This is a genomic window from Schumannella luteola (assembly GCF_013408685.1).
GTDB lineage: Bacteria > Actinomycetota > Actinomycetes > Actinomycetales > Microbacteriaceae > Schumannella > Schumannella luteola.
On record NZ_JACBZY010000001.1, the window covers coordinates 791,943 to 816,142 of the forward strand.

The following is a 24,200-nucleotide window of genomic DNA, read 5'->3' on the forward strand; positions in this document are numbered from 1 at the left end:
ACCTCCCCATGACCCGCATCGGCATCAACGGCTTCGGACGCATCGGACGCAACACCCTGCGCGCACTGCTCGCGCGCGGCGGCGACGGCCTCGAGGTCGTGGCCGTCAACGACCTGACAGCCCCGGCGACCCTCGGTCACCTCTTCAAGTACGACTCCTCGTCGGGCACCTTCCCGGGCACGGTCGAGGTGGATGGCGACGTGCTCGTGATCGACGGTCGCCGCATCCAGGTGCTCGCCGAGCGCGAGCCCGCGCAGCTTCCCTGGGGCGACCTCGGCGTCGAGATCGTGCTCGAGTCGACCGGACGCTTCACCGAGCGCGAGGCCGCCGCCGCCCACATCGCGGCCGGCGCGAAGCGCGTGCTCGTCAGCGCGCCGGCGACGGGGGCGGATGCGACCATCGCCTTCGGCGTGAACTCCGACGTCTACGACGCCGCGAACCACACCGTCGTCTCGAACGCGAGCTGCACGACCAACGCGCTCGCTCCGCTCGCGAAGGTGCTCGACGACCTCGCCGGCATCGAGCACGGCTTCATGACGACCGTGCACGCGTACACGCAGGAGCAGAACCTGCAGGACGGCCCGCACCGCGACCTGCGTCGCGCGCGTGCCGCCGGCGTCAACATCGTCCCGACCTCGACCGGCGCCGCGAAGGCGATCGGACTCGTGCTGCCGAAGCTCGACGGCAAGCTCTCGGGCGACTCGATCCGCGTGCCCGTTCCGGTCGGCTCGATCGTCGAGCTCAACACGGTCGTCGCGCGCGACGTGACGCTCGAGGAGGTCAACGCCGCCTACGCCGCGGCCGCTGACGGTGCGCTCAACGGCATCCTCGCCTTCACCGCCGACCCGATCGTGTCGAGCGACATCACGGGCCGCCCCGAGTCGAGCATCTTCGACTCGCAGCTCACCCGCGTCGACGGCGGCCGCCACGTCAAGGTCGTCGCCTGGTACGACAACGAGTGGGGCTTCTCGAACCGCGTCGTCGACACGCTCGGGATGCTCGCCGCGAGCTGAGCTGATGCGGCGAGCCTCGCGCGCAGCGCGCCGAGGCAGCGAGACCGCACCGCGTCGACACACGCGGTGAGGAACGGCGGGGCCGGGTGTGTGCGCACCGGCCCCGCCGTCGTCGTGTGCGGGGTCGGTCGTTCTGCCGAGTCGCCCACTTCGGTCAGGTTCCGATGCTCCATCGCGGCAGAACCGGGCAACTCGGCGGAGTACCTCCGCGATGCGTGACGGACTCGGTCGAGTGGATGCGCGCAGCGGGCTGACGCGGAGTCGCGCAGCCGGTCGGGCGGGCGGATGCGCTGGTCAGGCGGCGGCAGAGGGTCAGACGGCGGCGGGCGCCCGCAAGCCGTCGATCGCGAGACGGGCGAAGCGGCGGGCGGCCCCGACGCGGCGTTCGGCGGGCGCGCGGGTGAGCCCGCGGCCGGCGAGGAGGATGACGAGGAAGTCGTCGACCGTGAAGTCGGGCCGCAAGTGTCCGGATTCCTGCGCTCGACGCGCGAGTCCGCTGAAGTCGCGCAGCATCTGGGAGCGGTGCTCTCCCAGGTCGACCGCGTCGGGATAGGTCGCGAGGAACGCGTCCGCGAAACCCTGGTTGCGGGCGTTGAGCTCGGTGATGCGCTCGATCACCGAGCAGAATCCGCGCCACGCATCCTCGTCGGCGATCGCGTTGCTCATGATCGAGCCGCACACGCTCATCTCGTCGTGGAACGCGGCGAGCATCAGGTCGTGCTTCGTCGGGAAGCGCCGGTAGAGCGTGGCGGGTCCGACGCCGGCGCGGCGGGCGACCTCGCGCATCGTGACGCCGAGACCGTCGGCGGCGAAGAGCTCGCGGGCGGCGGACAGCACACGGTCGCGGTTCTCCTGCGCGTCTGCGCGCAGGGCGGGAGCGGTGTCGGCCGCATCGCCAGAACCGGAGGCGACCGGCGCGGCTGCGCGCCGGGTCTGAGGCATCTCGAGCGTCATGTCTCTCACTTCGATCGAGCGGACGGGTGCGTCCATTTAACCTCGCCGGGTGGTCGGATGCCGTGAGCGTCGCGAGTTCCGGCCGCCGGGCGACCGATGGCCAGCCGATCCCGACCGGCCGATCTCCACCATGCCTGACGAGAGGACCCTCATGCGCGCCATCACCATCCAGACCTTCGGCGACCCCGACGGGATGCACCTGACCGACCTGCCCGAGCCGACGCCGGCGCCGGGCGAGCTGCGCATCCACGTCGCCGCGATCGGCGTCGGCGGAGTGGATGCGGTGATCCGTCGCGGCGGGCTCGGCACCTTCGGCTTCGAGGAGGGGCTCGTGCCCGGCAGCGAGGTCGCGGGCGTTGTCGAGAGCGTCGGCGACGGCGTCGACCCGGCCTGGGTCGGTCGCCGCGTCTGGGCCTTCACTGGCACGGCAGGCGGATACCTCGAACACGCGATCGCGGCGAGCGTCGACGACGTCACCGAGCTGCCTGAGGCGCTCAGCGAGGTGGATGCGGTCGCCCTCGGCAGCGCCGCGCCGGTCGCGCACTTCGGGCTCGAGCGGGCGCGGCTCGCGCCGGGCGAGCGCGTGCTGGTGCGCGGGGCGGCCGGGAGCATCGGCATCGCCGCGGTCGAACTGGCCGCCCGCGCCGGGGCTTCCGTGGTCGCCGTCTCGACGTCGTCAGCGGAACGGGGTGACCGGCTGCGCGCGCTCGGCGCGACGCAGATGCTCGGCCGGGATCTCACGCCGCTCGAGGATGCTCGTGGGGCGGAATCCGGGCGAGAGGCGCCCGCTTCCGCCACCGCTGCAGCCCTGACCTCAGGCGCGACGACCGAGCTGGCGGAGTTCGACGTCATCCTCGACATCGTCGGAGGGCCGGGGCTCGCCGACACGATCGGCCGTCTTGCGCCGAACGGCCGCCTCGTCGCGGTCGGCGTGGTCGGCGGCTTCCCCCCGCCGGAGTTCGGCATGGCGCTGCTGGCCGGGTTCCGCCGCTCGATCTCCTTCGGCGGGCTGAGCCTCGACACGATCGAGCGCGATGTGCTCGCGGCGGAGCGCTCGCGGCTGCTCGCCGCGGCGGCCCGCGGCGAGCTGACCCCGGTGGTTCAGGAGGTGCTTCCGCTGGAGCAGGCGGCCGAGGCGCACCGCCGCATGGACGCGGGCGAGGTGTTCGGGCGGTTCGTGCTGGTGCCGTGAGGCGCTGCGCGGGTCGGCTCCGCGCAGGTCCGGCTCAAGCGGCGGAAGCAGCGGCAGCGGCAGCGGGCCGCGGAGGCGGTCTCCCCGCGCGCCCGCTGCCTCCGTGATGTCAGTGTCGCGGTCGGTCTCGCGACCCCTGCCGCGACCCGCCTCGACCTCAGCGCGCGGGCTGGATGCGCGAGCCGGCGATCACGGCCGAGGCGGCGGCGATCGGGTGCATGAGCATCAGAGCGACGACCTCGAGCGGACCCGATCCGGGGATGAAGCCGAGCGCGAGCAGCGCCACGTCGGGCACCAGGCTCAGCACCGTCAGTACGGGCACGAGCACGGTGAGCAGACGACGGGAGCTGCGGGCGCGGCGGGCGATGATCACCCATCCGATCAGGCCGGCGACGGTGCCGACCGCGGCGAAGGTCAGGTAGACGTAGGGACGCAGCGGGGCGAAGTCGGGGTCGGCGCCGAGCGCGGCGGCGACGGTGCCGACGAGCGTCGAGGCGAGCAGCGCGGCGGCGACGCCGGCGACGCCGAGCAGCACCGCGGAGCGCGGACGGGCGGAGGTGCGGGACGAGCTGAGAGCAGACATCGGAATCTCCCTTTCCTGTGGATGCCTCGATGCTCCTCGCGCGCATCCATCACCGCGTCGTCCGACGGGAGTGCCCAACTGCTCCCTCGGGAGCACGGTGCCGACACCCCGGGGAGGACGCGACGCGGGTCAGGCCGACGTCTCGCCCGGCTCAGCAGTCGGCGTCGGTGATCTCGAACACCAGGTCGTCGCCGCTCTCCTCGATATGCCAGACGTAGTCGACGGCCACGTGCTTCTCCAGCAGGTTGCGGGTCGCCGGCGTCGTGCAGAGGCGGGGCACCGCGACGGCCTTCAGCGCGTCGGCGGTGAGGAGGGCGGGGTCGAGGCCGTGCACCGAATAGCTGTAGCGCACCGCCGGTCCGTCGGCTTCGATCGCCTCGAGGGTGGTGTTGTCGTCGACCGTGTACGGCAGGTCGAACTTCTGGCGAGCGGCCTGTGCCCCGATCTTCGCGAGCGTGGTGGGCGACTTCGCGGCGGCGGCCACCGCGTGCGCGGTCTCGCCGGCGACCCGGGTGGTCTGGGCGATGCCGGCGACGGCGATCACGGCGACCGCGAGTCCGAGCACGGCGAGCCCGACGATGCGGCGGGCGGGCAGTCGTCCCTGAGACGACGGGGCTGAGGTCGTACGCCCTGGCGCAGCGCCACTCGGCGAGGCTGCGCGTGCGACCTGCGGTGCCGAGTCCGGCGTGGTGACTACCGAGGCCGGCGGTGCCGTCTCGACCGGTTCGCCGGCCGATCCATCCTCGTCCGCCGTCGACAGCAGATCGTCGCGCTCCATGGCTCTCCCCCCGTGGCCGCGGGTGATCACCGTGATCGGAGGCGGCGGCTCAGCATAGTCGAGCGGGCGTCAGCAGTCGGACTTCGTCACCTGGAAGGCGATGCGGTCGCCCGTCTCCTCGATCGTGTAGCGGTAGGCCATCACGACGCCGCGGTCGAGCAGCTTCTTCGTGGCGGACGTGCTGCAGAGCTGCGGCTGCACCCCGGACACGAGCGCGTCTTCGGTCAGCGCCGCCGGGTCGACGCCGTGCACCGTATAGGTGTACTGGATCTTCGGGCCGGATGCGGTGATCGATTCGAGCGTCGTGTACTGGTCGACGTCGTAGGGCAGCTTCTGCTGCTTGTTCGCCTCTTCCGCGCCGATCTTGGCGAGGCCTTCGGGCGTGGATGTCTCCGCCGCCGAGATCACCGCGCGGCTGATGAACAGCCCGCCGACGGCGCCGCCGATGATGATCACCGCGGCCGCGATCGCGAGCCCGATGATGAGGCCCTTGCGCGACTTCTTCGGCTGCGGGGTGTACTGCCCGGGGATGTAGGCCGCCGGCTGGCCGGGCTGGGCCGGCTGACCCGGCTGCGGAGCGGAAGCCCCCGGCTGGATGGGCTGCTCGCCCGGCTGCTGCGGATTCGACACGATGCTGCTCCCCTGTCGCTCCGGACCCCCGCGGTCGGATGCGGCGCCAGCCTAACCGCGACGCGCTCGCCGTGGACGGATCGGTTCAGCGCGTCACCAGCGGCCGGCACTCGCATCGGCGCCGAGTCCGCGCCGTGCCCGCGCTCCGCATCCGCTCAGCTGATCTCGTACCGGTCGCCGTAGGTGCGCCAGACGAGCGGCGTGCGCAGGTCGAGGTTGCGCGCCTTCAAGAAGGTGCGCTGCTCGGTGTCGACGCGGGAGGTGTCGTCGTGAGCGGCCTCCTCGCGCACGACCTTCACCCGCGCATCCAGCACCGCGTTCAGCCACTCGGTCTCGTCGCCGCCCTCGCTCGGCGGCGAGGCGTGCTTGCGGGCCGTCGCGCGGATGCCGCCGAAGCTGGCGTGGTCGGATCCGGGCCCGTGCATGACGAGCGCATCGAAGTAGATGAACTGGCCGAGGGCGCCGACGCCGTCTTTCTTCCCCTGGCTCACGGCGGGGTCGAGGTCGAGGGCATCGCGCTCCGCGTCTTGCGCGGCGAGGAACGCCGGATCGGCGGCAGAGGCGGACCACGCCTACTCGAAGCCGGCGTCGAGTCCGTCGTGCGAGGGGCTGCCGACGACCTTCTTCAGCGCCGGCAGGTACGGTGCGAGGGCGTTGCCGGGCGTCGACTCCGTGTAGCGCTCGACGACCTCGAGCAGGTCGCCCGTCGCCGTCGTGAAGCCGATGATGCCGCCGGTGCAGCCGCGGTCGTCGCCGATGTCCTCCAGATAGCCGTAGTTGGCCTTCCAGTCGAGGTTCGAGTTCTCGGCGCTCGACACGAGCTGCATGGCGATGTCGGTGAGCGCCGGGTCGGCGAGGGTGCGGGTCGGGTCGTGCTCCGACGAGCTGGATGCGCTGGTGTCGTCTCCGGCATCCGCGTCGCCTGCGGCGGCGCATCCGCTCAGCAGGCTCGCCGCGAGCATGACGGTCGCCGCCGCCGACAGCGCGACGGCCGTGCGAGCCGAGCGGATCTCGCGCTGGCGGCTCATCCGCGCTCCTCGATCGCGGTGGCCGCGGGAGTCGCCGAAGCGGACCCTGCCCCGATATCCGACCCGGTCGGGTCGGACCCGACGCCGCCCTCACCGGGCTCCCCCGCCGGCGCGCGGTGCGCGTGCCGGTGCGACGGCCACCAGAACCGCTCCCCGAGCAGGAACGCGATCGCCGGCACGAGCAGGGTGCGCACCACGAGCGTGTCGAGCAGCACGCCGATGCAGACGATCGTGCCGATCTGTGCGAGCGCGACGACCGGCAGCACCCCGAGCACGACGAACACGGCCGCGAGCAGGATGCCGGCGCTCGTGATCACGCCGCCGGTGCGGGTGAGGGCTTCGCGCATCCCCTCCCGGGCGCCGAGGTGCACGCGCTCCTCGCGGGCGCGCGTCGCCAGGAAGATGTTGTAGTCGACACCGAGCGCGACCAGGAACAGGAAGCTGTAGAGCACGACGCTCGTGTCGAAGGCGGGGAAGCCGAGCACGTTCTGGAACAGCCAGTTGCCCGCGCCGAGGCTCGCCAGGTAGGTCGCGACGACGCTGAGGATGAGGATGATCGGCGCCACGAGCGAGCGCAGCAGGAGCAGCAGGATCAGGAACACGACCGCGAGGATCAGCGGGATGATCAGCCCCCGGTCGCTCGCGGCGGCGGTCTCCTGGTCGAGGGCGTTCGCGTCGATGCCGCCGACGAGGGTGTCGCGCAGGTCGCCGTCCGCGTCGGCGTAGGCGCTGCGCAGCGCGCGGACCCCGTCGAAGACCTCCGCGCTCTGCGGGTCGCCGGCGAGGCTGACGTCGATGCGGGTGTAGCCCTCGGCGCTGTCGCCGGGCCGCGCCGAGTCGACGCCGTCGACGCTCGTCGCGAGCTCGGCCGCCTCCTCGGCGACGGCGTCCTTGGCGAGCACGGTCGCCTGGCCGCTGCCCTGATCGAAGTGCGCGCTGAGGATCCACTCGCCCTGCACCGACTCGGGTTCGCCGATGAGCTTGCCGGTCTGCGTGAGTCCGATGCGCGAGCCGAGCAGGCCGAGCGCGAGGAAGGCGACGAGCAGCACCGCGATGCCGGCGACCGCGGCCGGGCGGTGGGCGACGGCGCGGCCGATGCGCGCCCAGACGGTGTGGCCGGCATCGGCGCGGGCGGGCGGGGCGGATGCGCCGGGCGCGACAGCCGCGCCGGACGCAGTGAGGGTGGACGCGGCCCCCGGATCCGGACTGGAGGTGACCGGCTCTGCGGTGCCCGCGCCCGCCTCCGCCGCCCCCGCGTGCTGCGGCGCGAACCGCGGGATGAACGGCCAGAACAGCCCGCGTCGGCAGACGACGAGCGCCGCCGGCAGCACGAGCAGCGTCATGGCGAGCGCGATCGCGATGCCGATCGCGCAGGCGATGCCGAGGGCGCGGTTGCCGGCGAGCGAGGCGAACAGCAGCATGAGCAGGCTCAGCGCGACAGTGCTGCCCGAGGCGAGGATCGCCGGTCCGGCGCTCGAGACCGCGGTGCGCATCGCGACGCGCGGATCGGGTTCGATCAGCAGCTCCTCGCGGTAGCGGGCGATGAGCAGCAGGGCGTAGTTGGTGCCGGCGCCGAAGACGAGCACCGACAGGATGCCGAGGATCGACGCATCCACGGGGATGTCGAACTGCTTCGCGACGGCCGCGACGACGAATCGGGCGAGCCCGTCGCCGAGCGCGACGACGGTGAGCGGCACGAGCCAGAGCACGGGGCTGCGGTAGGTGATGATCAGCAGCAGCGCGACCACCCCGGCGGTGATGAGCAGCAGACGCAGGTCGGCGCCGGCGAAGGAGTTCGCGGTGTCGGCCTGGAAGCCGACGGGGCCGGTGAGCCAGACGCGGAGCCCGTCGGGCAGGTCGGCGCGCGCGATGTCGCGCAGCTCGGCGGCCTGGTCGACCACGCCGTCGGTGGTGCTCTCGCCGTCGACCGGGACCACGATCAGCGCGGCGGATCCGTCGTCGCTGATCTGCGGGCGCACGGCCTGCGGCGTCGTCGACTTCTCGGCGAGGGCGGCGGCACGGTCGGCGATCGCCGTCTGCTCATCAGAAGTGAGCTTCGGCAGCGGCACCAGGCTGGCGGAGCTGCTCGGCCCGCCGCCGTTCGACGACGAGTCGGACACGGCGGCGCCGTGCGCGAAGACCACGAGCGCAGCGGAGCGATCCGCGTCGGGGAACTCCTTCAGCAGCGCGGTGACCTTCGACGACTCGGCCGAGTCGGGGGCCGCCATCGACGGCGCCGTCTCGCCCGACGACTTCGGCAGCAGGCCGAAGAGGGCGCCGAGCACGACCAGCGAGACGATCAGCACGATCACCGAGCTGACCTTGCCGGTCTGCAGGCGGGCGAGGGTGCGCATCCGGTGCTCCTTCCGACGCGATCGGCGGGGGCGAGGATGCGGGCTGCGGGGGCAGCCGGAGGTGCGGCCGGTGCGTCACCTCATCCTGGCGTGACCTCGCCGCGAGAGCGCCGCGACCCGGCGTGCGCTCAGCAGGGGCGTCCGCGCGACGCGACCGGGACCATGCCCGGAGACGACGGATGCGGCGCACCCCGTGTCGAGGAGAGCGCCGCATCCGCCGCGGATCGGGGAGCGATCAGACGCCGGCCTTGACCGTGTAGGTCGTGCTGCCGGCCGACTTGCCCTTGCCGGTGGCGCTGAACTTCAGCGTGTAGGTGCCGGCCTTGCTGAAGACCCACTTGGCGTGCTGGTGGAACGCCTCGTCGGCGGTGCCGGTGATGGTGAAGGTGTGGCTCGAGCCCGCCGCGCCGTACCAGGCGGCTCCTCCCTGGGTCACGGCGACCGTGCCGGTTCCGGTCACGCCGGCGGCCGGCGCGAAGGTGACCGAGTCGAGCTTGATCGTGACGGCGTCACCGGCGACGAAGCCGACCGAGCGCAGGCTCTCGTCGCCCGAGAAGCCGGCGAAGGGCACGCCGCGCGAGGCCGCCTCGGCGCTCGACTCGGGCAGGATGTAGCCGGTTCCGCTGGCGCCCGAGGTCGAGGGCACCTTGAGCGTGTAGGTGCTCGCGGCGACCCACGCGGTGTCTTCGTAGTTGCTGCCGAGCTTGAGCGCGCTCGCGCCGTTCGCCGCGACGGAGACGTAGTCGACGTGACCCGAGCTGAGGTCGGCGGCGGAGGCGCTGCTCGTGACGGCGCCGAAGGTGAGCGCGAGGGTCGCGGCGGCGATCGCGGTGGCGAGGCCGGCGCGGCGGCTGCGGACGGGGGAGGTGCTGAGGGACATGCGGTTCTTCCTGTCGGTGATCGGAGGGATACGAGCTCGGCTTATTGAAAGTCGTTCTCGATAAGACGGAAGCTAGGGGATGTGCGGACCGCGTGTCCAGTCGCGCGCGGACGCACCGACATGATTCGCAATCTGTCATGGGAATCGTTATCGTTAACCGGAATGCGAGCCGCCCTCCGGTGGCGCCGCAGCTCCGTGAACGCGCGGCGCGCCCCTCTGCACCCGGCGGGCGCCGCCGTGGCGGGGCGCTCGACTCTCACTAGAAAGCCGTGGATGTTCCGCGTCAACTCCTCCTCCGCGCTCGGTCGCACCGCGCTCGCCCGCACCGCGACGGCCGCCGTCGGCGGCGCCCTGGTCGCCGTGCTCGCCCTCGGAGCGCTGCCCGCCCAAGCCGCGACGGCATCCACGTCGCTCGAGGGCGCCGCGCTCATCGTGCTGGGCGGAACGCCGGCGCAGCCCGCGCTGCTGACCGCGCCCACCGACCCGGACGCCGCGCCCGACGCGACGGGATCGGGCCACGGCCCGGCCGTCGATCCGGCGAGCGTCGTCTATCGGGCGACGACCGCGTCCCCCGCGACCGTCGCCCTCGACCCGGGCGCGCTGCCCGAGGGATCGACGGCGCAGCTCGAGCTGGCGCTCGCTGAGGGTCCCGACGGCGGGGCGGCGACCCTCCCCGCACACGACGACGGCAGCGCCGTGTGGGCGAGCGGCACCGACGTCGCGGCCCCGATCGCTCTGCCGGCCGGCTCGCCGCGCCTCCTCGACGCGGTGTTCAGCGTCGCCGGGTCGTACCGGATCACGGTGGTCGGCAGCGTGACCGACGCGAGCGGCGCAGTCGTCACGACGGCGCCCGCCGACTACCGCATCGACGTCGTCGACGCCGAGCCGGCACCGGACCCCGCGGGCGACCCGGGCGCCGGCGAGCAGGCGGGTGACGAGCCGGGCGGCGACGACCAGACCGACCCCGCCGAGACCGACCCCGCCGAGACCGACCCTGCCGAGGGCGACGAGACCTCTGCCCCCGCCGCGCCGTCCGCCCCCGGCCGCACCGCATCCGGCCTGGATGTCATCGGGTCCGACACCGGTCAGACCCGCGTCGGTCTCTACGCGGCCTACCGCAAGAGCGGCGAGGCCGACAGCGAGGTCTGGGGCCGCTACTCGACCGCCGGCTCCTTCGAGCCGGTGCTCGTCGACCGCGGCGAGGTCGACGAGAGCGTCCGCACCCCCTACGCGGCGGCGTCGACGATCCTGCACCTCGGCGACACCGAGAAGACCGACACCGGGTGGAGCTCGGTCGACGAGTACGCCGAGGTGCCCGGTCTGGTGCTGCAGATCGGCGATAACGACAGCGGCGTCGGCAGCCAGCTCAACTCCGACTTCCGCGGCGACTCGACCGACCGCGCGCGCTGGACGCTCAGCGCCTTCAGCGGGCCGGCGGGCGGCCGACTCACCGTCGAGCGTTTCGGCGCCGTCGCCTGGGACAGCTCCACGCTCGCCTCGGCCGGGTCGAGCGAGATCAGCGTCTCGCCCCTCGCCGGTTCCGGCGTGACGGTCGCGGTCACCGAGCCCGGGCGCTACTGCCTCACCACCCGCGTCGCCGCGAAGTCGAAGTCGGCCGGCTCGCTGCCCATCCAGTTCCGCACCTTCACGATCTGGGCCGGCGACATCCCCGCGGATGCGACCGCCTGCGACCAGGTCGGCGCCCCCGGCGTCGGCGGTGGCGGCACGACCCCGCCGAAGCCGGTTCAGGTAGTGGATGCCGGGCACACGGATCTGCGGGTCGGCATCACCCTCGCCGACGACGGCTCGCAGCGCTTCGCCTGGGGTCGCGACGGCGTGCTGCAGCCGGTGGGCGACTTCCTGTTCTCGCGCACTCCCCCGCCGGTCACGATCCCGGCTCCGGCCGGCACGAGCGACTTCACCGGCATCGGCCCGGTCGGTTCGCCGTACTGGTACTTCCCCACGACGTCATCGAGCGACGGCGCGGACGCGCCGAACTACCTGTGGCCCGGCTTCAGCACCGAGTCGATCGCGGCCGGCGACATCCGGGGCGATGTGAACATCCGGCTCAACGGCTTCAGCCTCAACGGCGTCGCCCAGCCGGAGGGCGTGAACGTGGGGCTGCTGCAGGGCTCGAACACCGAGAGCCGCGGCGCCACCCAGCTGAACACGCGTCTCGGCTACCCGACGACGTTCCGCATCGGCGCCTTCGTGCACACCCATCCGATGTGGTGGTTCACGGCCGAGGGCCGCTACTGCCTGAATCTGACCTCGAACGTGACCCTGCGCGATGGCACGGTGGCGACGGCGGATGCGCTGGTCACCTTCCTGGTCGGCGACAGCGCCGCCGCCGGTGCGGCCACCGCCACCACCTGCGAGCGGGAGACGCCGCGCGAGAGCTGGCCGGTCGGCGACCGCGGCGACCGCAGCGGCGCGAGCGCAGAGCGCTACCGGCTGACCAGCGCGGCCGACGGCGAGCTGCAGGCGCGCCTCGACGACGACGGGCAGCTGAGCGACGCGGTCGTCACCGGCGTCGGCAGCGCGTCGCGTCACGAGTCCGGCCACGGCGTCGTCGCCCTCGATGAGCCCGGCGCGGGCCAGAGCCTCACCTCCGCCGCGCTCGGCCTCTCGACCGAGCGGCTGCCCGAGGGCGCGATCTCCGGCCCGGTCACCCTGCACCTCGACGGGGTGAGCGGACCGGGCAGGCTGACCCTGCATCCGAACCAGTCCGCCGGCACGCCGCTGCTCGGCGGCGGTGCGGCGGGCCTCGACCTCGGCACCCCGGCGCGGCAGCGCAGTCCGTACTGGAACGCGACCAAGCCCGGCGTCTACTGCGCGACCGTGCACTGGAGCGCCACCGGCGCCGACGGCAGCGCGCTGCGCTCCCCCGCCACCGAGCTGACCTTCGTCGCGGGGCTCGGCGCCGATGCGGGCGCGGTCACTCCGTGCGCTGACGGCGGCGAGCCGGGCGATCTGCCCGATGGCTCCGGCGGCGGAAGCGACCCTGTCGGCCCGATCTCGAGCGAGCAGATCTACGTGCCCAACCACACCCGCACCGCGAGCGGCGCCGTGATCGTCAACGACGGGCACGTGGATGTGGCGAGCACGCTGGGCGCGTCTGCGGGCGGGTCTGGCGGCGCCCGGCTGCAGACCTGGCTCAAGGACAGCAGCGACGGCGTCTCTGTCGTGCAGCGTCCGATCGCCGGCAGCGCCTCGGCGGCCGAGGCGCGCGCCGCCGAGTCCGCCGACGCGGCGGGCGTCGTGCTGCAGCTGCTGCCCGAGTCGGCGGCGACGGTGCCCGCGAACCCGGCGTACTCCTTCCTCGGAGCACCCGGCAGCCGGGTCTGGCAGGTCGACCAGACCCAGCGATCCGGACTGATCTGGCCCGGATGGTCGACCGAGGCGATCGATCCCGCGGCCACTCAGGGCGGGGTGTCGTGGACGCTCAACGCGGCCGACGGCCCCGGCCGGTTCGCGCTCTACCAGGACAGCTCGGTGCCCGGCGGAGCCCCCGAACTGCGCCTGCGCAGCGGCGACGCCGGTCACAGCTCGTTCGTGATCCCGAAGTCGACGCACGCGCACGGCTACTGGGCCTTCGGCTCCGAGGGCTCGTACTGCCTGGCCTTCACCCGCTCGACGACCCTCGTCGATGGCGCGAACGTGAAGGACGACTTCGTGCTCGCCGTCGCGGTCGGCGCGGTGGATGTTCGCAAGGTCGATCCGGCTGGCTGCTTCAACGGGTCGGTGCCCGACGGCGCGAACTCGGGCGTGACTCCCGACTCCGTCGGCGACGCCGCGTCGACCGCCGCGCGTGCCGCGGCGTCGGGCGCGTGCCGGGTCGCCGCGGGCGGCGGTGTCGTCATCTCGGCCGGCCACGTCGACTTCGGCACCCGCCTCGTCGACGGCCGACTGCGCTCGCAGATCAAGGACGGCTCGAGCGCGACCGTCGCCTGGCGCGAGCCCAGCCAGACCGTCGTCTGGGTGAAGCCGCAGGCGAAGATCACCTCGCCCGGCGGCGCCGTCGCGAGCCTGCTCGGGCCCGCCGGCGCCTCCGCCTGGCAGATCCCGCAGACGCAGCAGGCCGGTGTGGTCTGGCTCGGCTGGAACACCGAGTCGCTCGCCGGCACCGCCGTCGCCTCGCCGGTGAACTGGCGGCTGGATGCGGTGTCGGGCCCCGGCTCAGTCGGCATCTACGAGCTCGGCAGCTTCGGGTCGATCACGCCGGTGCTGACGAAGGGCGGCAGCTACAGCATCCCGCTCGGCGTGCACGCGCACGGAAACTGGGCGTTCACGGCCGAGGGTGTCTACCGGCTGGCCTTCACGCAATCGGCGACCCTCGGCGACGGACGCACCGTGAGCGACCGGCAGACGCTGACGATCGCGGTCGGCGAGGTCGATCCGGCGACGGCGCTCGGGGGCGGCACTGCGGGCACGGCCGCCGACGCGCCCGCGCCCGGATGCGGACCCGCCTCGGGTGCGGCCGGCGCGGCCGCCGATGCGGCGTCGGGCGACGACAGCGCGACCGTGTTCGCGAAACCGCGGGGCGCCGAGAAGGCCGCCGCCGACCTCACGGCCGGCGAGCAGGGCATGGCGCTCTGGCTGCTGATCCTGCTCATCGCGGGAGGCGTGCTCGTGCTGGGCGCCGCGGCGACGGGCGGGGTGCTCTACCTGCGGCACGTGCGCGCTCAGGTGCCGCATGCGACCTGATCGGATGCGCGCACTCCCTGACCGCCGTCGGTCGCACCGGGTGGCTCCCGGCGCGACCGCGGTGCTCGCCGCGGCCGCGACGCTCGCCCTGCTGACGGGATGCGCCACCGGCCCGGCGCTGAGCCCCGACGACGGGCGCCTGCAGGTCGTGACGACCAGCGGCATCCTGCGCGACCTGGTCGCCAACGTCGGCGGCGACCGCGTCACGGCGGCGTCGATCGTGCCTGACGAGGCCGACCCGCACAGCTACGAGCCGGGGCTGCGCGATGTGCGCGACGTCGTCTACGCCGACGTCGCCTTCAGCAACTACCTGCTGCTCGAAGAGCACAGCGTGATCACGACGCTGGACGCGAACCTGCGCCCCGGCACCCCGAACATCTCGCTGGCCGAGGGCGCCGTGAAGTACGCGGCCGAGATCATCCCGCTGGTCGAGGACCTCTCGCTCGACACCGTCTGGCTCGGGCTGCGCGCGCGCGGCGACGGCGCCGACCTCGGGGCGACCCGCGCGAGCGACGTGACGATCAGCGCGACGGCGGCCGCGGGTCCGGGCGAGGTGTTCGCCTACCTGACCGGATCGTTCGGCGAGGCCGACCGCTTCATCGACTCGGCCGACGGATTCGACGCCGCCGACGGCTACCGCGACGACACCGTGACCCTGCCTGCCGACGCGCACACCCACATGTCGTGGGTGTTCACGAAGCCGGGCGTCTACACGCTCACGCTGCAGGCGGCGCTGCGCGCCACATCCACCTCGAAGCCGGTGCCGCTCGGCAGCGGCACCTATGTCTTCGCGGTGGGCGTCGATCCGCAGCGGGCGGCGAAGAAGGCCGGCATCGACGACCCGGTCGTGCTCGACCAGGGTCACGCTGACCTCACCGTCGATCTCGAGGCCCGCGGCATGACCACTCTCTACGACCCGACCGGCGGAGGGGATGCGACGCAGCGGCGGTACGACCCGGCGCGCGTCGTGATCTCCGTGCCGAACGCGGCGATCAGCGAGGTGCCCGCCGGGCGGCAGTTCGGCTTCCTCGGTCGCGCCGGATCGCAGGTCTACCAGCTGCCGCAGGCCGTGCTCGGCAAGCACGTGCACGGCGAGATCGACCCGCACCTCTGGCAGAACGTGCGCAACGTGATCGCCTACACGAAGCTCATCCGCGACACGCTCGTCGAGCGCGACCCCGCCGGCGCGAGCGTCTACCGGGCGAATGCCGACCGGTATATCGGCCAGCTCGAGCAGGTCGACGACGAGCTGCGCGCGACCGTGGCCGCGATCCCGTCTGCTCATCGCCAGCTCGTCACCACGCATGACGCCTTCGGCTACCTCGCCGCCGCCTACGGGCTGAAGGTCGCCGGCTTCGTCACGCCGAATCCGGCGACCGAGCCCTCGCCGCGCGACATCGCCAAGCTCACCACCACGGTCAAGAACCTCGACGTGCCGGCCGTCTTCCTCGAGCCGAACCTCGCGTCGCGCTCCTCGACGCTGACCGAGATCGCGGCACGCAACGACATCCGCGTCTGCCGCATCTATGGAGACAGCTTCGGCCCGGATGCCCGCACCTACCTGCAGATGATGCGCTTCAATGCGCGCACACTCGCCGACTGCCTCGGCTGAACGGAAGACCCGACATGCTCCGACGACTCTCCCCCGCGCCTGCTGGGCGCCGCGGCCAGCGAGCCCGCGCTCTGCGCCCGACCACCTCGAGCCGCCGCCCGCTGGCCCTGCTCGGCGCCGTCGCGCTCGCGCTCGCGACGATCGCCCTGCCCTCCGCGGCCCTCGCCGACGACCTCGACCAGAACCTGTCGAGCGACGAGCCCATCGCCGATGACACCCGCGCGATCGAGAGCGGGCACGTCGACATCGGTCCGCGCTACGTCGACGGCGAGTGGACCGTGATGATCCACGACGACACCGCCCGCACGGACCCCTCGACCCCGAGCGTCTGGCGGCACGCCGAGAAGACCGTGCTGCGCGTCGTGGATGCGGCCGAGCAGCGGGTGCCCGACGACCCCGCGTACGAGTTCCTCGGCGCGAAGGCCGGCAGCGAGGTGCTGATCGTGCCGCAGACGCAGAACCCGCAGGTCGTCTGGGTCGGCTGGAACACGCAGGACCCCGAGGCGATGCAGCGGATGGATCGCGGCGCCACCTTCACCCTGCTCGGTCTCGACGGGCCCGGCACGCTCGTGACCTATCTGCAGTCGGGCAACTTCACCGAGCCGACCGTGCTCTGGGATTCGCGCTCGACGAAGAAGCAGCAGCCGGTCTGGGTCGACGTGAACACCCACACGCACGCGAACTGGGTCTTCAGTGAGCCGGGCGTCTACCTCGCGACCTTCCGCGTCTCGGCCGACCTCATCGACGGCTCGACGGTCGACGACGTGCGCACGCTGCGCTTCGCCGTCGGATCGGCGACCTCGGTGGATGCCGCTCTCGCGGCCACCCCGACCATCACGGCCGCGAACGCGCCGGCGGTGGATGACGACGCGACGGGCGACGACGCATCGGCCGCCGCCGAGACCGACGGCGCGGCGCGCGTCGCCGCCGACACGTCCTCGGTGCTGACGGTCGTCGGCGTGATCGTCGGCGGGGGCCTGCTGCTCATCGCGGTGGTCGTGATCGTCGTCGCGCGATCGAGCCGGGCCAAGCGCCGGGCGGAGCAGCCGTGAGCGCGACCCCGGTGTCGCTCACGACGGGAGCGGATACCGGGCGCGGGGCGCCCGCATCCGCCGACTCTTCGGTCGTCAGATCCGCCACATCCGCCAGCGCTCCCGCCCTGAGCCTGCGCGGCATCGAGGTCGAACTCGGCGGCCGCACCGTGCTGCGCGACGTCGATCTCGACGTGCACCACGGCGAGCTGCTCGCCCTCGTCGGGCCGAACGGCGCCGGCAAGACGACCCTGCTGCGCACCGCCATGCGGCTGCAGCGCGCCCGCCGTGGAACCGTCACCGGCCCGACCCGACTCGGCTACGTGCCGCAGCGCGCCGAGTTCGCCTGGGACTTCCCGATCTCGGTCGAAGATGTCGTGATGTCGGGCCGCACCGGACGCCTCGGTCTGCTGCGTCGCCCCGGCACCGCCGACTGGCGCGTCGTGCGCGCTGCACTCGAACGCGTCGATCTGGATGCGCTGCGCACCCGCACGGTCGGCGAGCTGTCGGGCGGTCAGCGCCAGCGGGTGCTCGTCGCCCGCGCCCTGGCTCTCGAGTCGAGCGTGCTGCTGCTCGACGAGCCCTTCACCGGGCTCGACATGCCCACGCAGGACCTGCTCACCGCGCTCTTCGCCGAGCTCGCCCGCGACGGCCTCGCTGTCGTCATGTCGACGCACGACCTCGTCTCCGCCCTCGACGCCAGCGACCGCGTCGCGCTGATCGACGGCGGGATCGCGGCGGTCGGCCGGCCGGAGGAGCTGCGCGATCCGGCGCTCTGGTCGCGGGTGTTCGGCATCCGCGCTGGCCACCCGCTGCTGCGGCTGCTCGAGGCGCCCGCCGTCCATCCCGTCCGCGCCGGGATCATGCCCGCATCCGGACCGGAGTCGCCCGCATGAGCCCCGTCGACTTCCTCACCGACCTGCTCAACCCCGACCTCGCCTTCCTGCCGAAGGCGCTCATCGTCGCCGTGATGTCGTCGATCATCTGCGGCGTCGTCGGCTGCTACGTCGTGCTGCGCGGCATGGCGTTCATCGGCGACGCGGTGTCGCACGCGGTGTTCCCCGGGCTCGCGGTCGCCTTCGTCGTCGGCGGCAACCTCGTGATCGGCGGCATGATCGCCGGCGTGCTCACGGCCGTGCTCGTGGCGGTGCTGGCGCAGTTCCGGCGGCTGCGCGAGGACTCGGTCATCGGCATCCTCTTCGTCGCCGCGTTCGCGCTCGGAGTCGTGATCATCTCCGCCGCCCCCGGCTACGCCGGCTCGCTCGAGCAGTTCCTGTTCGGCTCGATCACCGGCATCCCCGACTCCGACCTGATCACGGTCGCCGTCATGGGGCTCGTCGTGCTCGGCATCGCGCTGCTGCTGCACAAAGAGCTCGTCGCCGTCTCGCTCGACCGCGAGATGGCGCGGGCGCTCGGGCTGAAGGTGCTCGCCCTCGACGTGGTGCTCTACGTGCTCGTCGCCCTCGCGGTCGTCGTGGCGGTGCAGACGATCGGCAACATCCTCGTGCTCGCGCTGCTCGTCGCCCCGGCCGCGACGGCGCGGCTGCTGACCGATCGACTCGGTCGGATGATGCTGCTCGCGCCGCTGATCGGCGGCGTCGGCGCGGTGGTCGGCCTCTATCTCTCGTGGTCGTTCGACACTCCGACCGGCGGCACGATCGTGCTCGTGCTCACGGCGGTGTTCCTCGTCGTCTGGCTCGTCGCTCCGCGGCACGGGGTGCTGGCGCGGCGGATGCGGCGACCGCGCGCCGCAACCGACGACGGCTCGGCGCCGACGCGGGACTCCGGTCTCGCCGCCGCCGGATGACCGCGTCGGGTGATGGATGCTGAGCGGTCGTCACGAGGGCGGGCATCCAGCCGCACGGTCGTAGACTGGGCGACCGGGTCGCCGCCATCCGGGGCGACCGCTGCGACCCGGAGAGGACAGCCGCGTGAGTGAGACGTCGAGCGCGCGAACGCCGCTGTGGCTCATCCCCGTCGCCCGCGCCATCCCGGTGCTGCTGCTCGGACTCGCGATCACCTTCACCGGCGGGCACTCGGCCGGCTTCGGCGCCGTCGCCTTCGGCCTCTGGGGCGTCGTGTCGACGATCCCCGCGGTGCTCGTGCTGATCCGCCCCGACGTCGCCGGCGCGCAGCCGGTCGCCGCCCGCCGCGCCCTGCTCGGCGTCATCGTGCTGACCGCGGTCGTCGGCATCGTCGCCCTCATGCTCGGCCTCACCGCCGGCGGAGCCGGCTTCGGCATCCTCGTCGGAGTGTGGGGCATCGTCGCCGGCGCACTCGAGATCTTCGGCGGCATCCGCAGCCGCCGTGACGACCCCGAGCGCACCGCGCGCCTCGGCGGAATCCGCGACGCCGTCATCGTCGGCGCGCTCACCATCGCTCTCGGCGTGGTCGCTCTCGCGATCCCCGTCGAGTTCCGCCAGCCCTTCCCGGGCGCGGGGGGTCAGCCGGGCGTGCTGACCGCATCCATCATCGTCGTGGGCGCGCTCGGCGCCTGGGGCATCCTGGTCGGCGTGCTGCACGCGATCGGAGCGGTCTCGCTGCGCGAACCGCGACCTGCCGCCGCGACCATCGGGCGAGGAGCCGACGCATCGTGACCGATTCTTCCCGCCGTGACCGGCGGCGTCCTCTCGAGCTGCTCGGATTCAGCGCGATCATCGCCATCGTCATCGGCGTCATCGTCTGGGGCGGCGCGCGCAACATCGAGACGGCGCTGATCTGGGCGGGCATCAGCTTCGTCGTGGTCGTCGTGGTCGTGGCGATGCTCGTGCTCGCGACCTTCCGCGACACCGACGGCGACGGCAACTCGCGCCGCGACGACAGCGACGGCGACAGCCCGCACTGAGCTCGCGCTCGCGCCCCCTTCCGCCACGGCGCCGGGTCGGCGGTGACGTCAGTCGAGCGGGGTGAGGACGGGGTCCTCGCCGGGACCCACCGGGAAGAAGCCGAGGAAGACGAGGCCGTCGGGGCCGGCGTCGAAGCGCAGCATCCGCACGGCCTCGGGCTCGTAGAACGGCTCGCCGGCGTTGATCGTCACCGGCTCCTGCCCGACGATCTGCATGATCGCGGTGCCCTCGAGCACGACGCCGACGACGGGCCCGTTGTGCTCGTGCACGCCGGTCCGACCGCCGGCGGGGATGGCGATGCGCTTGCCCTGGATGCGCGAGACGGTGCGCGGTCGCGGCAGGTCGATGTCGATGAGCAGGTCGCGCTGGATGCCGGTGACCGGGTCGAGGCCCTGGTTCGAGTCGGCGGGGGCGGGGGGAGTCGGATCGGCCGTCGCGTCCGCGGCGCTGCTCTGATCGGTCATGTCGCGACCGTAGACCCGCGCTCCGAGCGCCCGCCGGGCCCGGGATCCACCGTCCCCGAAGCGGCCCGCCCGCGCCTGCCGTCGTCGACTCGCGCTGCGCGGCGGGCGAGTGGCGTGGCGGCACCCGGGCCAGCCGGCGCCGGTCAGTGGAACGCCTCGCCGCGCTCGAGCTTGGCGACGAAGTCGGCGATGCGCTTCGCCCGGTTCTCGGGGGTGCGGACGGTCGAGAGCCGGAAGATGAAGGCGAAGCGGTTCTGCTTCGTCAGCGTCGCGAAGAACTCGGACGCGGCCGGACTCGCGGCGATCGCGGCGGACAGGTCGTCGGGCGGCTCGGCGCCCTTCTGGCGGTAGGCGGCGTCCCAGCGCCCGTCGGCCTTCGCGCGCGCGATCTCCGCGTGGCCGCCCTCCCGCATCCGGCCCTCGGCGATGAGGGCCTCGACGCGCTCGACGTTGATCTGCGACCACGGGCTCGCCTTGCGCCGCGGGGTGAAAGCCTGCACCCGGAACTGCTCGTCGTGCCCGCCGCCCTGGCCGTCGATCCAGCCGAAGCAGAGCGCCGTGAGCACCGCCTCCTCGTAGGTGAGGCCGGGGTCGACCGCGCCCTTCTTGCGGATGCGCACCTTCACGCCGTCCTGGTTCTGCTGATTCGCCTCGAGCCAGGCCTCCCACTCGGCGACCGTCGTCACATCCAGCAGCGGCTTGTCGGCGAACGAGACCATGCCCGCACGGTACCGCTCGCCGCCGACGCGGGGAACGTTCGGCGACTCTCCGCACCGCCCGCGCCGCGGCTCGGCCCGCGACCTCCGCACGACTCGAGCCTCCACGCTCGGCACGCTCGTCGAGCAGCAGACGACGCGGATACTGGCGAGGTGGCGCACCCACGGCGCCGGCGGGATCAGCCTCGAGCCTCGCCAGTATCCGCGAGCGGCTCGTCGATTGCGGAGCGCGTGATACGGCCGGCGCGAACGCGCGGCTCCGGCGGGCGGATACTGCTGAGAGCGACGAACGAACCCGCCCGCGGGGACGCCCGCGTGCTGGGCCAGTATCCGCGAATGGCTCGTGGCGACGGGCAGCACGACGACGCAGGATCGCACGCGCGGCTGCGATGGGACGCGGATACTGCTGGAAACGACGAGCGAGCCCGCCCGCGCGGGTGGATGTGCGCTGGGCCAGTATCCGCGACGCCGGCCCCGCCCCCGAAGGTCGGCCGGGCGGCCGCGCACCCGAGTTACTCGCGCGACCGCCCGGACATGACGAGGGCCGGCCCGGCTCCCCGCCGTGACCGACCCCCGCCGGGTCGTGTGCCCGCTGACGTGCCCGCCGACCGACCGCGCGAAGCGGGATCCGGTCGGCGGGCGTGACCGCTACAGCGGCTCGATCGTCAGCTCCACCGACGAGGCGGCGCCGTCTTCGATGTACGACGCGAACGCCGACACGTCGTCGAAGGCGAAGCCGTAGGCGCGCCCGTCGGAGTGCGCCGCGTGCGTCGCCGCCGCGTAGTGGTTGGTGATCGGCTGCTGGTAGAATTGCGCCGCATCCGTCGTCGGCTGCTCCGTGAAGTCGCGCATGGTGCTGCGGTTCAGTGCGGCCCCGAGGATGGCGGCGATCGGCCCGCGCACGCCGTCGTTGGGCGCTGCCAGGTTGCCGTTGCAGAACAGCACGTCGGCCGTCGAGGGACGGTCGAAGCGCACGCGCTCCGCGCCGTCCTGGTAGGCGACCAGCGCATCCCCGTCGCGCCGCAGCGAGTACTGCGCCGTGCCGGTGCTCACGTGCATCTCGGCCGAGCTGTAGCGATCCCAGCTCTCGCCGATGTAGCCGTCGAAGTAGTTCCCGCTGAAGCGGCCTGCCCCGATCCCGTGGCTCGGCGCGATCACGCGGCGGTCGTCGACGACGAGGTTCGAGAACCCCTCCGTGTTGCGCAGCTTGTCGAAGAACGCCCCGCGCGCACCCGGGTTGATGAACCCCGCGCGCTGGTCGCCCGCGCCCTGCAGGTGGATGCCGATCGGCACGCTGAACATGTCGACCTGCGTCGAGTTGCAGTACATCGCGCCGTTCTGGTGCGTGAACTCGAACGAGTCGTAGAGGATGCCGAACGACGGATCGCTCTCGACCCAGCCGGCCGGATGCGCGATGCCGGGCCCGGCATCCGTGCCGACGACCTTGAACGGGAGCCGCTTGCCCAGCGAGATGTAGAGGCGGCCCGAGATGGGCTCCGGCAGCGAGACCGTGCCCCAGTCGCTGAGCGGGAAGCCGTAGACGGCACTGCCGTCGGCCTCCGTGTTGTCGGCGAGGCTCGCGGGGATGAACGCCCCGCTCTGGTCGACGTGACCCTGCTGGCCGGTCGTGATCAGGGTGCCGACGACGTGGATGAACACGTTGCCGTTGTCGTAGGCGCCCGAGTTGTTGATCACGGTGATCGGCAGGTTTCCGGCCGCCCGGGCGCGGGTCGGGGCGAGGAAGTCGCTCCCGCCCGCGAGCCCGAGCCCGCCGACGACGCCGAGCGCGCCGACCGCGGTGGCCCCGAAGAAGCTCCGGCGGGACAGCTGCTGGGCGGTCAGTCCGCTGAGCGCGGCGCCGACCGGACCGACGGGGCGCGCGGCGCTGCCGCCGGCGCGGCGGAAGACGCGGCCGCTCATCCCTTCAGTCCGTTCCCGACGGCCTTCACGAGCTCGCCGTCGCTGGTGTCGCCGCTGAGCTCCCAGGCGAACGCGCCGCCGAGGCCCTGCTGCTTCACGTAGTCGGTCTTGCCGGTGATCGTCTGCGGGGTGTCGTAGCTCCACCACTCGCCGTTGCAGAACGCGTAGGCGGTGCCGCCGACGGTTCCGGTGGCCGGGCACTTGTCCTTGAGCACCTTGTAGTCCTCGATGCCGGGCTCGTAGGTTCCGGGCGCGGCGCCGGTGGCGGTGCCGCCGGGCTCGGCCTGGGTGACGCCTGTCCAGCCGCGGCCGTAGAAGCCGAGGCCGAGCAGGATCTTGTCGCTCGGGATGCCGAGGCTCTTCAGCTTCTGCACGGCGGTGTCGCTGTCGAAGCCGGGGTTCGGCGCGCCGTCGAAGCCGGTGAGCGGCGAGTGCGGAGCCGTCGGACCCTGCGCCGCGAACGCGCCGTAGAAGTCGTAGGTCATGGGCGCGATCCAGTCGAGATCCTTCGCGGCGCCGGCGTAGTCGGCGGCCTCGATCTTGCCGCCGCTGGTGCCGTCGGCCGTGATGGCGCTCGTGACCAGGTCGGTGCCGAACTCGCCGCGCAGGGCCGAGATCAGGTTCTTGTAGGCGTCGGGACCGCTCGTGTCGCAGCCGAGACCGCACGCGTTCGGGTACTCCCAGTCGATGTCGATGCCGTCGAACACGTGAGCCCAGCGCGGGTCTTCGACGAGGTCGTGGCACGACTTCGCGAAGGCGGCCGGGTCGGCGGCGGCCTGGCCGAATCCGCCCGACCACGACCATCCGCCGAACGACCACAGCACCTTGAGGTCGGGGTGGGCGGCCTTGAGCTTGCGCAGCTGGTTGAAGTTGCCCTTCAGCGGCTGGTCCCAGGTGTCGGCCTGGCCGTCGACGCTCTCGTCGGCGGTGAAGGCCTTGTCGTAGTCGGCGAAGCTGTCGCCGATCGCGCACTGGCCGTTGGTGACGTTGCCGAAGGCGTAGAGGATGTGCGTGAGCTGGTCGGCCGAGCCGCTCGTCTCGATCTTCTTGACGTCGTAGTCGCGGCCGTAGATGCCCCACTCGGTGAAGTAGGCGACGAGCTTCTTGTCGCCGGCGGCCTGCGCGGCGGCGGCGCTCGTGGTCGTCGCGGTGCCGGCGCTGGTGGTGGATACGGTGCTTCCGGCGACGCTGCCGGCGTGCTGCGCGGGCGCGGCCTGCGCCACCGCGGGGGCGATGCTCAGCGTGAGCGCGGCGGCCGCCGCGACGGCGGCGACACCTCCGACTCTGCGCTTCGTCATCCCCCGGTCGTTCTTCGTCGAACCTGCTGCCTGCATGGGTCTCCCTCTCCATCGTGGACAGTCCGGTCTATGGATGACCCGGGACCGTAGCAACGATCGATTGCCCCCCGAAAGGGGGTCAGAAGGGGGTGAGGCGTGCCGAAACCGGTTCCGGCCTGACGGAATAAGGGAAGACTCCGAACAAACTATTTTCG

General features: G+C 72.7%; 19 protein-coding genes and 1 pseudogene. 9 read left to right on the plus strand and 11 right to left on the minus strand.

Translation table 11 applies throughout. The features are described 5' to 3' along the window. The first annotated feature begins 8 nt into the window (after positions 1-8). Positions 9-1,013: a type I glyceraldehyde-3-phosphate dehydrogenase gene (gap, locus tag BJ979_RS03540; RefSeq protein WP_179565238.1), complete on the plus strand. Its 1,005-nt coding sequence runs from the start codon at positions 9-11 to the stop codon at positions 1,011-1,013. 312 nt (positions 1,014-1,325) lie between these two features. On the opposite strand, the gene BJ979_RS03545 is transcribed toward gap, so the two are convergent. Continuing rightward, positions 1,326-1,967 carry a TetR/AcrR family transcriptional regulator gene (locus tag BJ979_RS03545; protein ID WP_246286677.1) on the minus strand — a complete coding sequence of 214 codons (642 nt, stop codon included), beginning with the start codon at positions 1,965-1,967 and terminating at the stop codon, positions 1,326-1,328. Positions 1,968-2,118: 151 nt separating this feature from the next. Here BJ979_RS03545 and BJ979_RS03550 point away from each other — a divergent pair, with 151 nt between their 5' ends. Then, a complete protein-coding gene (locus BJ979_RS03550; RefSeq protein ID WP_179565240.1) occupies positions 2,119-3,159 on the plus strand; it encodes a zinc-binding dehydrogenase in 1,041 nt (346 codons plus the stop codon). A gap of 157 nt (positions 3,160-3,316) precedes the next feature. On the opposite strand, the gene BJ979_RS03555 is transcribed toward BJ979_RS03550, so the two are convergent. The 6 genes and pseudogenes from BJ979_RS03555 to BJ979_RS03580 form a co-directional block, all read right to left on the minus strand. Continuing rightward, positions 3,317-3,742 (minus strand): DUF6069 family protein, encoded by a 426-nt coding sequence (locus tag BJ979_RS03555; protein ID WP_179565242.1) that lies wholly within the window; start codon positions 3,740-3,742, stop codon positions 3,317-3,319. A 151-nt stretch (positions 3,743-3,893) separates the two neighbouring features. Then, complete coding sequence (locus BJ979_RS03560; protein ID WP_179565244.1) at positions 3,894-4,520, minus strand: hypothetical protein; 627 nt, start codon at positions 4,518-4,520, stop codon at positions 3,894-3,896. Between the two features lie 69 nt (positions 4,521-4,589). Beyond that, complete coding sequence (locus tag BJ979_RS03565) at positions 4,590-5,150, minus strand: hypothetical protein (RefSeq protein WP_179565246.1); 561 nt, start codon at positions 5,148-5,150, stop codon at positions 4,590-4,592. Between the two features lie 155 nt (positions 5,151-5,305). Then, positions 5,306-6,178, minus strand: a pseudogene (locus tag BJ979_RS03570) (chitosanase). Further along, the gene (locus BJ979_RS03575; protein ID WP_179565248.1) at positions 6,175-8,532 is read right to left on the minus strand and encodes an MMPL family transporter; all 2,358 of its coding nucleotides are present in this window, start codon (positions 8,530-8,532) and stop codon (positions 6,175-6,177) included. Before BJ979_RS03575 ends, BJ979_RS03570 begins: the two are co-directional and overlap by 4 nt. Before the next feature lie 235 nt (positions 8,533-8,767). Continuing rightward, positions 8,768-9,412: a choice-of-anchor M domain-containing protein gene (locus tag BJ979_RS03580; RefSeq protein WP_179565250.1), complete on the minus strand. Its 645-nt coding sequence runs from the start codon at positions 9,410-9,412 to the stop codon at positions 8,768-8,770. Between the two features lie 273 nt (positions 9,413-9,685). On the opposite strand from BJ979_RS03580, the gene BJ979_RS03585 reads away from it, so the two are divergent. The 7 genes from BJ979_RS03585 (at position 9,686) to BJ979_RS03615 (ending at position 19,607) form a co-directional block, all read left to right on the plus strand. Then, positions 9,686-14,119, plus strand: a complete 4,434-nt coding sequence (locus tag BJ979_RS03585; protein ID WP_179565252.1) for a TIGR03773 family transporter-associated surface protein — start codon at positions 9,686-9,688, stop codon at positions 14,117-14,119. 4 nt (positions 14,120-14,123) lie between these two features. Continuing rightward, positions 14,124-15,731, plus strand: a complete 1,608-nt coding sequence (locus BJ979_RS03590; RefSeq protein ID WP_179565255.1) for an anchored repeat ABC transporter, substrate-binding protein — start codon at positions 14,124-14,126, stop codon at positions 15,729-15,731. A gap of 14 nt (positions 15,732-15,745) precedes the next feature. Continuing rightward, positions 15,746-16,783 carry a choice-of-anchor M domain-containing protein gene (locus tag BJ979_RS03595; RefSeq protein WP_179565257.1) on the plus strand — a complete coding sequence of 346 codons (1,038 nt, stop codon included), beginning with the start codon at positions 15,746-15,748 and terminating at the stop codon, positions 16,781-16,783. Continuing rightward, entirely contained in the window at positions 16,780-17,658 is an 879-nt protein-coding gene (locus BJ979_RS03600) for an anchored repeat-type ABC transporter ATP-binding subunit (protein WP_343046586.1), read from the plus strand. Before BJ979_RS03595 ends, BJ979_RS03600 begins: the two co-directional genes overlap by 4 nt. Further along, positions 17,655-18,569: an anchored repeat-type ABC transporter permease subunit gene (locus tag BJ979_RS03605; protein ID WP_179565259.1), complete on the plus strand. Its 915-nt coding sequence runs from the start codon at positions 17,655-17,657 to the stop codon at positions 18,567-18,569. Before BJ979_RS03600 ends, BJ979_RS03605 begins: the two co-directional genes overlap by 4 nt. A 124-nt stretch (positions 18,570-18,693) precedes the next feature. Then, on the plus strand, positions 18,694-19,359 hold the full coding sequence (locus BJ979_RS03610; RefSeq protein WP_179565261.1) for a hypothetical protein: 666 nt from the start codon (positions 18,694-18,696) through the stop codon (positions 19,357-19,359). After that, entirely contained in the window at positions 19,356-19,607 is a 252-nt protein-coding gene (locus BJ979_RS03615; protein ID WP_179565263.1) for a hypothetical protein, read from the plus strand. The genes BJ979_RS03610 and BJ979_RS03615 overlap by 4 nt, the downstream gene beginning before the upstream one ends. A 48-nt stretch (positions 19,608-19,655) precedes the next feature. On the opposite strand, the gene BJ979_RS03620 is transcribed toward BJ979_RS03615, so the two are convergent. The 4 genes from BJ979_RS03620 to BJ979_RS03635 form a co-directional block, all read right to left on the minus strand. Next, complete coding sequence (locus BJ979_RS03620; RefSeq protein WP_179565265.1) at positions 19,656-20,072, minus strand: cupin domain-containing protein; 417 nt, start codon at positions 20,070-20,072, stop codon at positions 19,656-19,658. A gap of 143 nt (positions 20,073-20,215) precedes the next feature. Further along, positions 20,216-20,791 (minus strand): YdeI/OmpD-associated family protein, encoded by a 576-nt coding sequence (locus BJ979_RS03625; RefSeq protein ID WP_179565273.1) that lies wholly within the window; start codon positions 20,789-20,791, stop codon positions 20,216-20,218. A gap of 645 nt (positions 20,792-21,436) precedes the next feature. Continuing rightward, positions 21,437-22,708 (minus strand): beta-1,3-glucanase family protein, encoded by a 1,272-nt coding sequence (locus tag BJ979_RS03630; protein ID WP_179565275.1) that lies wholly within the window; start codon positions 22,706-22,708, stop codon positions 21,437-21,439. Then, the gene (locus BJ979_RS03635; RefSeq protein ID WP_179565277.1) at positions 22,705-24,006 is read right to left on the minus strand and encodes a glycoside hydrolase family 18 protein; all 1,302 of its coding nucleotides are present in this window, start codon (positions 24,004-24,006) and stop codon (positions 22,705-22,707) included. Before BJ979_RS03635 ends, BJ979_RS03630 begins: the two co-directional genes overlap by 4 nt. Positions 24,007-24,200 lie beyond the last annotated feature (194 nt).